The 10,310-nt window shown below is 68.2% G+C and carries 11 protein-coding genes; 9 read left to right on the top strand and 2 right to left on the bottom strand.

The genetic code is table 11. The annotated features are described in order from the left end of the window. The first annotated feature begins 188 nt into the window (after positions 1–188). From A5727_RS27715 to A5727_RS26105, 8 genes are read left to right on the top strand one after another with little or no spacing between them, the layout of a single operon-like run. Positions 189–350 (top strand): hypothetical protein, encoded by a 162-nt coding sequence (locus A5727_RS27715; protein WP_157521574.1) that lies wholly within the window; start codon positions 189–191, stop codon positions 348–350. After that, entirely contained in the window at positions 347–1,393 is a 1,047-nt protein-coding gene (locus A5727_RS26135; RefSeq protein WP_068257619.1) for an MCE family protein, read from the top strand. The genes A5727_RS27715 and A5727_RS26135 overlap by 4 nt, the downstream gene beginning before the upstream one ends. Beyond that, positions 1,394–2,449 (top strand): MCE family protein, encoded by a 1,056-nt coding sequence (locus A5727_RS26130; protein WP_353612289.1) that lies wholly within the window; start codon positions 1,394–1,396, stop codon positions 2,447–2,449. Further along, complete coding sequence (locus A5727_RS26125) at positions 2,446–3,552, top strand: MCE family protein (protein ID WP_068257616.1); 1,107 nt, start codon at positions 2,446–2,448, stop codon at positions 3,550–3,552. The genes A5727_RS26130 and A5727_RS26125 overlap by 4 nt, the downstream gene beginning before the upstream one ends. A 6-nt stretch (positions 3,553–3,558) precedes the next feature. Further along, the gene (locus A5727_RS26120) at positions 3,559–4,617 is read left to right on the top strand and encodes an MlaD family protein (protein ID WP_068257613.1); all 1,059 of its coding nucleotides are present in this window, start codon (positions 3,559–3,561) and stop codon (positions 4,615–4,617) included. Further along, positions 4,614–5,828 carry an MlaD family protein gene (locus A5727_RS26115; protein WP_068257610.1) on the top strand — a complete coding sequence of 405 codons (1,215 nt, stop codon included), beginning with the start codon at positions 4,614–4,616 and terminating at the stop codon, positions 5,826–5,828. The genes A5727_RS26120 and A5727_RS26115 overlap by 4 nt, the downstream gene beginning before the upstream one ends. Continuing rightward, the gene (locus A5727_RS26110; RefSeq protein ID WP_082950049.1) at positions 5,815–6,423 is read left to right on the top strand and encodes an Rv1363c family protein; all 609 of its coding nucleotides are present in this window, start codon (positions 5,815–5,817) and stop codon (positions 6,421–6,423) included. Before A5727_RS26115 ends, A5727_RS26110 begins: the two co-directional genes overlap by 14 nt. Positions 6,424–6,444: 21 nt before the next feature. Next, positions 6,445–7,350 (top strand): oxygenase MpaB family protein, encoded by a 906-nt coding sequence (locus A5727_RS26105; RefSeq protein ID WP_068257606.1) that lies wholly within the window; start codon positions 6,445–6,447, stop codon positions 7,348–7,350. A 9-nt stretch (positions 7,351–7,359) separates the two neighbouring features. Here the strand turns inward: A5727_RS26105 and A5727_RS26100 are convergent, their stop codons facing one another. After that, positions 7,360–8,046 carry a demethylmenaquinone methyltransferase gene (locus A5727_RS26100; RefSeq protein WP_068257603.1) on the bottom strand — a complete coding sequence of 229 codons (687 nt, stop codon included), beginning with the start codon at positions 8,044–8,046 and terminating at the stop codon, positions 7,360–7,362. Between the two features lie 98 nt (positions 8,047–8,144). Between A5727_RS26100 and A5727_RS26095 the strand changes: the two genes are divergently transcribed. Next, complete coding sequence (locus A5727_RS26095; protein WP_068257601.1) at positions 8,145–8,969, top strand: SDR family oxidoreductase; 825 nt, start codon at positions 8,145–8,147, stop codon at positions 8,967–8,969. On the opposite strand, the gene A5727_RS26090 is transcribed toward A5727_RS26095, so the two are convergent. Further along, positions 8,966–10,114: a glycosyltransferase family 4 protein gene (locus A5727_RS26090; protein ID WP_068257597.1), complete on the bottom strand. Its 1,149-nt coding sequence runs from the start codon at positions 10,112–10,114 to the stop codon at positions 8,966–8,968. The genes A5727_RS26095 and A5727_RS26090 overlap by 4 nt on opposite strands. Positions 10,115–10,310: the final 196 nt, after the last annotated feature.

Below are 10,310 nucleotides of genomic sequence, written 5' to 3'. Positions count from 1 at the left end.
GAGTTCGGGGGGGGGGGGGGGGGGGGGGGGGCCCCGCGCCGCCGCCCCCGGGGGGGGGGGGGGGGGGGGGCGCGGGCCCCCCCCCCCCCCCCGCCCCCCGGGGGCCGCCCCCCCCCCCCGTCGCTCCCCTGCCGGGTCCCGCCCCCGGTCCCGACGCTGGTTTCCCGGCCGAGGCCGCCCCGGCATCGGTGATCGTCGGCGGCGACCGCGAGGCACGCGCGCTGTCGGTGCTGGAGAGCGAAGTCCTCAACCGCGATACGGACAGCCGGGGGACGCAGGACACCCCCAACATCGCGACCGTGGTCATGCTCGGTCCGCTGGTCCGGGGTACGGAGGTGCGGGTCGGATGACGATTCGTTGGCAGGCATGGGCCAAGGTCGGCGCGTTCTGTGCGGCCGGCGCCGCGAGCGCGGTGCTCGTGGTCAACACACTGTCGGTTCCGGTGCGCGGCAGCACCCACACCTACACCGCGCAGTTCAGCAGCGTCGAAGGCCTGAGCGTCGGAAACCCGGTCACCATGAACGGGATTCGCATCGGCCGGGTCGACTCGATCCGGTTCGCGAACAACGGTCAGGGCACGGCCCGCGCCGACGTCGGACTCGAGGTCAAATCGCAGTACACGCTGACTTCCGACGTCACCGCGGCGGTCCGCTACGGCGACATGCTGGGCGCGCGCTACATCGCGCTGGCGAATCCGGGCGGCTCGATCATGTCGGTCTCCACCGACGAGGCGCCCACCCTGCTGGCCGACCGCGGCGTGATCCCGCTGGCCCAGACCACCCCGGCGGTGGATCTGACGGCGCTGCTCAACGGGTTCAAGCCATTGTTCGACGCGCTCGAACCCACGCAGGTGAACACCCTGACCCGCGGCTTCGTCGAGACGTTCAGCGGCCAGGCCCAGACTGTGACGGCCCTGCTGACGCAGATCGCCACCATGACATCGTCGATGGAGCACAACGAGCAGATCTTCACGACGCTCATCTCCAACGTCTCGTCGCTCATGCGGTCGGTGAACGCGCGCCAACCTCAACTCGAGGAGATGCTCGGCGGCCTGCAGCGGTTGACCGACACGGTGACCGGCCCCGACGGACAGTTGGAACTGCTGCTCGACCAGAGCAACGCGGTGCTCGCGACGCTGGCCGCCACCGTGACCCAGTCGGGCGCGGCCTACGGCGAGGCCATCACCGACCTGAAATCGATGCTGGGTGTCTGGGAGACCACCACGCCGGAGTTCGAGGGGCTGCTGGGCAGGCTGCCGGGATTCGCGGACGCCATCAACCGGGCCAGCAGCTACGGCGGGTTCATGAGCCTGTACCTGTGCAACTTCACGATCAAGATCGCCAGCCATGAGGCGAACATCTTCGGAAGCCGACACACCGAGGGGTGCATCTAGATGATGTTCCTGGTCAAGCTCATCGACCTGTTCGTCGGCGCGGTCATGTTCCTTCTCAAGAAGGACCGCGGCCACAACCCGACGATCCCGTATGCGTTGGGAGCCCTGGGCACCATCGGCCTCGTCGTGCTCATGCTCATCACGATCGGCCTGCCCCGGCTCACCTACCAGATGCGCACCGACGCCTTCACTGCCGAGATGGCCAACGCCAGCGGTCTGACGACGGGTGACCCCGTCTACGTCGCCGGTGTGCCCGCCGGTCGCGTCGAGAACGTCGAACTGGCCGGTGACCACGTCCGCGTCGGATTCCGGCTCGACGACGGTCAGCCCCTGGGCAACCAGACCACCGCGACCGTCCGGTTGCGCACCGTGCTGGGCAAGCGGTTCCTCGACGTGATGCCAGCCGGCACCGTCAATCCCGAGGACGGCAACGTGATTCCGCTGGCACGCACCACGGTGCCGTACAGCCTGGACGAGGTCGGCCGCAAGGCCGAAGACGCCGCGGCGGGCGTCGACCAGGCCATGCTCACCGAGGCCATGCGCACGGTCAACGACTCGATCCCGGCCGACAACACCGATCTGAGTGCGGCGCTGGCCGGAATCAGCAGCGCCAGTGCGGTCTTCGCGCGCAACGGCGACAAGTTCGATGAGCTGCTGCGCATCTCGCGGTCGCTGTCGGATCTGATGGTCAAGCAGAACGACGCGGTGACCGGTACCGCCGCCAGCGCGGCCCGCATCATCTCGGCGCTCACCGCCCGCCGCGATGCGCTGGCGCAGATCGTCACGAATCTGCGGGCCGTGGTGCGGGAACTGGCGGCGGTGTACTCCGCCAAGCAACAGGACTTCAGCGAGGTGATCGGTCAGTTGGAGCGTGTGACAGCCACTTTGAAGGCCGGAGCGGACCGCATCGACGCGACGCTGCAGAACATGCCGCCGGCCCTGCGGGCCGTCACCAACTCCACCGGCAACGGCAACTGGGCCGACGTCAACTCGCCGTCGGTGATCATGCCGGACAACCTGCTGTGTGCCCTGAACGTGCAGAGGACGTGCCGATGAAGCGGCGGGCCGCAGTCTTCGCGGCCGTGCTGATCGCGTTCATCGGCGGTGCCGGGTGGTATGTCTTCGCCCGCACCGACAACGCCCGCACGCTGCACGCCGACTTCACCTACATCAACGGCATCTACGCCGGAAGCAAGGTCACGGTGCTCGGCGTGCCGATCGGACGCGTCACCGCGGTGACACCGCAGGGCAGCACGGTGCGGGTGTCGATGTCGCTGCCCTCCGACGTCTCCCTGCCCTCCGACGTCAACGCCTACATCATGAGCCCGGCGCTGATCAGCGACCGCAGCGTCGACCTCGGACCGGCCTACACCGGCACCGGCCCGGCCCTGGCTGAGGGCCAGGTGATCCCGGTCGAGCGCTCACATGCACCGATCACGTTCGACTCCATGCTGGGCAGCCTGAGCACGCTGACCGAATCGCTGGGCCCCGACCAGGGTGACCTCGGCCAACTGCTGTCCCGGGGCGCCGACCAGTGGCGCGGTCAGGGCAAGCAGTTCAACGCCGCGGTGCGCAACCTCAGTTCGGCGACCGGCGTCCTCGGCGCCCGCGCCGAGGACATCGATGCCGTCGTCGGCAACCTGAACACCATCATGACGGCCTTCAACCAGCGTCAGGTCTCCCTCAACGACCTGGTCAACTCCCTTGGCGCGCTCGGTGACTCGTGGGCCGACCAGGACCTGGACATCACCGGCACCATGACCGACCTGCGCACCGTGCTCGACTCGGTCAGCGCCGTGGTCAACGAGCACAGCGACGACCTCGGCGCGGTCGCCGAGAACCTCAACGCCGTCGGCGACATCCTCACCCACCGGCAACCCGAACTCGCCGAGTTCATGGACCTGGTGCCGCTGATGATGCAGAACCTGTCGAACACCATCGGCCCCGACCGCCGCGGCCGCATCCGTCTCAACGTGTCCTCGGTGCTGACGCAGTTCGCCGACGCACACAACTTCTGTGAACGCACCCAGTGGCCGATCTGCTCGGGAATCGGCCTGGTCAACCCCATCGAGTTTCCGATCAGTCGCTCCGATCCACTGGGCATCGTCAGCGCCGTCACCGGCGTGATCCCGCCCCCGAACCCGAACCATCCGAGGTGAGCGCCCATGCGTAAACCATCGTCGACCGCGGTCGCGTTGACGGCCATCGGCGCCCTGAGCGCGACCGCGTTGTGGGCCGCCTCCGACCTCGGCATCCAGGATCTTCCGTTGGGCCGCAGCACCGCCGGCGACAGCATGACGGTGACCGTGGTGCTGCCCACGGCGGACGGCATCGCGATCGGCGCCGATGTGCGCGACGGGCAGAAGGTCGTCGGCCGGGTCAGCTCACTGCATCTGGCGACGTCGGGCGCCTCGGTCCAACTCAGCGTGCGCGCCGACAGCAATCTGCCGAGCAACACCATCGCGAGCGTGGAACTGCCCTCAGCACTGGGCAATCCATTCGTCCGGCTGTCCGCACCGGCCCAACCGACCGCGGCGATCCTGCGCGACGGCGACGTGATCCCGCCCAGCCAGACCGAACTGGGTCCGCAGATCGAGACCGCGCTCGCGACGTTCGGGGCGTTGATGTCGCGCAGTGGTGTCGACCAGCTGACGACGATCGTCGCCGAACTCGACAAGGCGTTCGGCGGGCGTTCGGAGAAGATCCGCGGCCTGATCGACGCGATGTCGGTGCTGGCCGCCAAGACTCAGGAGCACCAGGGCGAATTCGACCAGGCCCTGACCCTGGCCGCCGACATCAGTACCCAGTTCGAACGCGAACAGCACATTGTCGACCGCTATCTCGACGCCCTTCCCCGGGTGGTGGCGATGCTCGACATCCAGCGGGCCAAGATCGCGACGCTGTTCGCCTCGACCACCGCGCTCGCGTCGACGGCCAACGCGGTCTTCGCCCAGGCCGACACCGCGGCGTTGGTGCAGGACGCGGGCGCCGTGGTCAAGGAGTTGGGCAGCTACAACGACCGCCTCAACGACACGCTCGCCACCATGAACAACTTCCTCGACAAGTTCGGGTCGTCGGTCAAGGGCGACTACCTGATGTTCGATGGAGCCCTGGACATTCCGGGCACCATCGACAAACTGCTCACGGGCGGCCTGATCGTCAACGGCACCCCGATCACCGGCCAGGAGGCACTGGACGGATTCCTCTCGGGGGGCCTGCATTGAGAAGACTCGTCGTCGTCCAGGTCGCCATCTTCGCGGTGATCGCCGCGATCGTGGTGCCCTTCGGTATCCGATTCGTCGCGGGCTCACAGGGCTTCCGCACTCCCCTGCTGCTGAACGCCACGATGACCGACGCGTTCGGGCTCACCGCGGGCACCAGTGTGACCGTGCGCGGCGTCGAGGTCGGCACCGTCGACGACGTCCGACTGGGTCCCGACGGGACCGCCCGGATTCGGCTGGCCGTCGACCCGGACACCCGCATCCCGCGCGACGCCATCATGACCGTCGGCATGGGCACCGCGGCCGGCATCCAGAGCGTCGACCTGCTGCCGCAGTCCAATGACGGGCCGTACCTGGCCTCCGGCGACACCGTCGCCGCCCCCGCCGATCGGCAGCCCGTCCAGATGGATCAGGTCATGGCCGAGGCCGGTCGTCTGGCCAAGAAGATCGACGCCAAGGCCGTCGGCGACGTCTCGACCGAACTGTCCGACTCGTTCAGCGGTTTGGGACCCAGCCTGGCCGCGCTGATCGACAACGGCGCGGACATCTCGCAGCGGATGCACGACAGCGTCGGCGAACTCGAACCGCTGATCGCCGGCACCGCCAACCTGGTGACCACGATGGCCGGTCAGGGCAACAGCTTTGTGCGCGGCATGAATGCCAGTGCCCGGTTCACGACACAACTCGACGACAGCGGACCGGTGTTCCTCTACCTGACCGACCACGCGCCCGAGACGCTGACGTCGGTGCAGAAGGTTATGGACACCTACCGCGACACGTTCGGTGCCACGCTGGCCAACCTCGCGACCGTCGCGCCGATCATCGGCGACCGGACCGAGTCGCTGCAGACCGGCCTGCAGGCGATCCCACAGGGTCTCTATGACCTGTCGTCGATCGTGAAGAAGGACCGCGCGGACTTCGCGCTGATCGCCACGCAGGGTCCAGTGTGCGTACACGACGTCGACCGCCGCGCGATCGGCGACCTCAGCCCCGTGCAGCCCAACCTGGTGCGGTACTGTCCGCCGTCGCCGGACATGCAGATGCGCGGTGCGGTCAACGCCCCGCGGCCCAACGACCTGGGCATGCAGAATTCCCAGGTCCCCGGCGGCGTGATCGGCCCACCCGTGGCCCGCGACCCGATGAAGATCCCGACGCTGGCTGAGCTCGTCTACAAGTGGCGAATGATGTTGAGAGGTAACGATGTCCCGCGATGAGATGGACACCCTGGACGACACGGTCGACGTGGACGCCACCGCCGAGGACCCGGCTGCGGTCCAGGCCGACGAGATCGACGAGGCCGGGACCGGGGCCGCCACCGAGGGCTCGCGACCCGCACGCTCCTGGCTGCGCCGCGCGCTCGCCGGTGCGATCGCGGCCGCGTTCCTCGCCCTGGCCGGCGCGCTGGGCTACACGCTGTATCAGCAGAGCGAACTGCAGCGCCTGCAGAGCGAGGCCACCGCGACCACACGCGACTACCTCACCGCGATGGCGTCGTTCGACTATCAGAACCTGGACGCCAACAAGGGCACCATCACGGAGCGCTCCACACCCGAGTTCGCCAAGAAGTACGACGAGATGGTGGCGGCCCTGCGCGACATCGTCGTCACCAGCAAGGGCGTGGCGGCCGCGACCGCCGAACACGTCGCCGTCGAGCAGTTCGACGGCGAGCGCGCCACCGTGGTCGGGTTCGTGGATCAACAGGTCACGAATGTGACTGCCCCGCAGGGGAACAAGCAGCGCTACCGAATGGTGGTGTCGCTGGTCCGCGATGGCGACCGGTGGCTCGTCGACGACGTCAAGACCCTCTGATCCACCTCGAAAGGACACGCGATGCCAGCTCAGTACGCCACGACCGACGCAGCGCCCCGACTGACCTGCGAGCAGACGCGGATCCAGATCACCCAGCGCACCCCGCGCTGGGACCGCAGGAGGGAACTCGACCTCACCGACGCGCTCGACTTCTGGTCCGCGGCAGGCTCGGCGGCCAACGTCGCGATGCAGATGAGCTGGCCCGAGGTCGGCTACGGCGTCGCGGAGAGCCGCGTCGAGTCGGGATCGCTGATGCACCACCCGTGGAAGCGCCTGCGCACGACGGCCCAGTACCTGGCCGTCGCGATCCTGGGCACTCAGGAGGAGCGCGACGCCTACCGCGAGGCGGTCAATGTCGCCCACCGGCAGGTGCGCTCCACCGAGGACAGCCCGGTGAAGTACAACGCGTTCAACCGTGAGCTCCAATTGTGGGTTGCGGCCTGCCTGTTCATCTTCTACGAGGACACCCACCAGCTCCTGCACGGCGCGATGACCGAGGAGCAGGCCGAGACCTTCTACCAGAGCGCCATCACCATCGGCACCACGCTCCAGGTCCTCGAGGACCAGTGGCCGGCCACCCGCAGGGACTTCGACGTCTACTGGAACACCGCGTGCGAACGGATCCAGATGGACGACTTCGTCCGCGACTACATCCTGCATCTGCTCGACCTCAAGATGATCAACGTGATCCCGCGGGTGATCCTCGCCCCACTGCTCAAGTTCCTCACCAACGGCTTTCTGGCACCGGTGTTCCGCGAGCAGATGGGTCTGGAGTGGACCGACGAGGACCGGCGCCGTTTCGAGCACCTGTTCCTGTTCGTCTCATTCGTCAACCGCTTCATCCCGCGGTTCATCCGCACCTACAACTACACCGTGCTGATGAAGGATCTGCGTCGCCGTATCAAGCGCAACAAAAGCATCCTCTGAGGGAGCCGGTCAGTTCTTCACGGCGGCGTGCAACGCTACGATCCCGCCAGTCAGGTTGCGCCACCGGACATTTGACCATCCGGCGTCCGCGATCTGGCGAGCCAGCGTCTGCTGGTCCGGCCACGCCCGGATCGATTCGGCAAGGTACTCATAGGATTCCGGGTCACTGGAGACCACCCGGGCCATCGCGGGCAGGGCCCGCATCAGATACTCCTTGTAGACGTGGGAGAACACCGGCACCGTCGGCGTCGAGAACTCGGACACCACCAGCCGGCCACCCGGTTTGGTGACCCGCGCCATCTCCCGCAGACCCTCGACATGATCCACCACATTGCGCAGGCCGAAGCTGATGGTCACGGCGTCGAACACCGCGTCGTCGAACGGCAGGTGGGTCGCGTCGCCGGCCACCTTCGGCACGGGCCGCCCCGCACCCGCGGTGAGCATGCCGACCGAGAAGTCACAGGCCACACACCAGGCACCCGATTTGGCCAGTTCCACCGTGGACACGGCGGTGCCCGCCGCGAGATCGAGCACGGCGTCGCCCGGACCGATCTGCAGCGCGGCACGGGTGGCCCGTCGCCAGGACCGGTCCTGGCCCAACGACAGCACGGTGTTGGTCAGGTCGTAACGGCGAGCGACGGCGTCGAACATCGACGCCACCTCGCGAGGATCCTTGTCCAACGATGCGCGGCTCACCCGGTTAAAACTACCTGTGAACTTCTGCCTCCCGGGAATGGGCGTCCGGCATCAGACTTTGTATGGCGGGTAGGAAGCGCACATGGGGAGAGGAAGACATGTCAGACAAGGTTTGGTTCATCACCGGGACATCAAGGGGTTTCGGTCGCGAGTGGGCGATCGCGGCGCTGGAGCGCGGTGACAGGGTCGCCGCGACGGCCCGAGACATCGCCACGCTCGATGATCTGGTGGCCACCTACGGCGACGCGCTGTTGCCGATCGCGCTCGACGTGACCGACCGCGCGGCGGACTTCGAGGCCGTCAAGACCGCGCACGAGCACTTCGACCGACTCGACATCGTGGTCAACAACGCCGGCTACGGGCAGTTCGGTTTCATCGAGGAGTTGTCGGAGGCCGAGGCCCGCGCCCAGATCGAGACCAACGTGTTCGGCGCGCTGTGGATCACGCAGGCCGCGCTGCCGTACCTGCGGGCGCAGCGCAGCGGGCACATCATCCAGGTGTCGTCGATCGGCGGCATCTCGGCGTTCCAGAACGTCGGCATCTACAACGCCTCGAAGTGGGCGCTCGAGGGTTTCTCACAGGCCTTGGCGCAGGAGGTGGAGTCGTTCGGCATCCACGTGACGCTCGTCGAACCGGGCGGCTTCGACACCGACTGGGCCGGTTCGTCGGCCAAGCACGCGACCCGGTTGCCGGACTACGACGAGGTCCACGCGGCCGCCGACCGCGCCCGCAGCGAGCGTGTCGCGCAACCCGGTGACCCTCGGGCCTCGGCGAAGGCGATCCTCGAGATCGTCGACGCGCCCGAGCCGCCGCTGCGCGTGTTCTTCGGCTCCCTGCCGCTGCAGTTGGCCAAGGCCGACTACGAGCAGCGGATCAAGACCTGGGAGCAGTGGCAGCCCGTCGCGGAATTGGCGCAGGGTTAGGCGAGTCGGCGCTGCTGCCGGCCGGGGCGCCTCGCCCGTTCGCGGATGACCTCGTCGTAGTGGCCCAGCAGTTCCTCGCAGATCACCGGCCAGGTTCGCCCCAGCACACTGCGCCGGGCGGCCGTCGCGTAGCGGGACCGCTCGGCCAGCAGGTGGTCGACCGCGACCGGCAGGCGCCGCTCGAACTCGCCGACCGGCAGCAGCAGGCCCGTCTGCATCGGTGCCACAAGGTCGCGCGGCCCGCCCGCATCGGGCGCCACCACGGGCAGGCCCGAGGCCATCGCCTCCTGGACGGCCTGGCAGAACGTCTCGTGTTCACCGGGATGGACGAAGACGTCCATGCTGGCGAAGGCCTGTGCCAGCGCCTCGCCGTGCAGCGCCCCGGTGAACACCGCCGAGGGCAGTGCGTCGGCCAGTTTCGCGCGGTCGATCCCGTCGCCGACGATCACGAGTTGCAGGTCGTCGCGGTGCGCCAGCGCTGCCAGGCGTTCGACGTGCTTCTCGGGCGCCAGGCGTCCGACGAATCCGACGATCGGCCTGCCGTCGGGTGACCACTGTTCACGCAGTGCGGTGCTGCGCGCCGACGGCGCGAATCCGGTGACGTCCACACCGCGAGCCCACTTGTGCACCCGCGGAATTCGATGCGCGGCCAGGTTCTCGATCGCCGAGGTCGATGGCGCCAGGGTGCGGTCGGCCTTCGTGTGCACCTGCCGCGTCCACGCCCAGGCGGCCCGGGCGGCGACCGGAACGCCGTAGCTCTGGGCGAATCCGGCCACATCGGTCTGGAACACCGCGACCGAGGGGACGCCCAGATCCCGCGCCGCGCGCACGCCTCCCCAGCCCAGCAGGGCCGGCGACGCCAGGTGGATCACGTCGGGATCGAAACCGCGCAGCACCCGCCACATCCGCGGCCACGGGATGCCCAACGGCAACGAGGTGACTTTGGGGAACATCCGCGACGGCACCCGGTGCACGCGAATGCCGTCGTGCAGGCGGTCCGCGGGCGGTTGCCCGGGCGGATTGTCGGGGGCGATCACCAGCGCCTCGTGTCCGGTGCGGCGCAGATGCTCCAGCACCCGGAGCACCGAGTTGCTGACGCCGTTGACGTTCGGGAGGAAACTCTCGGCCACGATTGCGACGCGCACGTCTGCGACGGTGCCAGTGCGGGCTTTCCGGAAGGTTGCCGTCAGGCGGACACGACACGAACGAGTGTGGCGGGTCGGCTACAGGTACTGGTCCGTGGGCGCGACGGTGATGATCTCACCCCCGCGTCGTGTCCTGCGATGGAGGTTCGTACGGCGTGTACCACCACCAGTCGCAGCGTTCCCCGGAAGTCCCGGA

The sequence above is a fragment of the Mycobacterium sp. ACS4331 genome (assembly GCF_001667265.1).
GTDB lineage: Bacteria > Actinomycetota > Actinomycetes > Mycobacteriales > Mycobacteriaceae > Mycobacterium.
The sequence above is the reverse complement of the archived record's forward strand: the minus strand, read 5'-3'. Positions and strand labels throughout refer to the sequence as shown.

Bases quoted from the DNA above. Each gene is read 5' to 3' on its own strand.
- A5727_RS26095 (WP_068257601.1), top strand. From the start codon at position 8,145: ATGTCAGACAAGGTTTGGTTCATCACCGGGACATCAAGGGGTTTCGGT.
- A5727_RS26105 (WP_068257606.1), top strand. From the start codon at position 6,445: ATGCCAGCTCAGTACGCCACGACCGACGCAGCGCCCCGACTGACCTGC.
- A5727_RS26125 (WP_068257616.1), top strand. From the start codon at position 2,446: ATGAAGCGGCGGGCCGCAGTCTTCGCGGCCGTGCTGATCGCGTTCATC.
- A5727_RS26130 (WP_353612289.1), top strand. From the start codon at position 1,394: ATGATGTTCCTGGTCAAGCTCATCGACCTGTTCGTCGGCGCGGTCATG.
- A5727_RS26120 (WP_068257613.1), top strand. From the start codon at position 3,559: ATGCGTAAACCATCGTCGACCGCGGTCGCGTTGACGGCCATCGGCGCC.
- A5727_RS26110 (WP_082950049.1), top strand. From the start codon at position 5,815: ATGTCCCGCGATGAGATGGACACCCTGGACGACACGGTCGACGTGGAC.
- A5727_RS26135 (WP_068257619.1), top strand. From the start codon at position 347: ATGACGATTCGTTGGCAGGCATGGGCCAAGGTCGGCGCGTTCTGTGCG.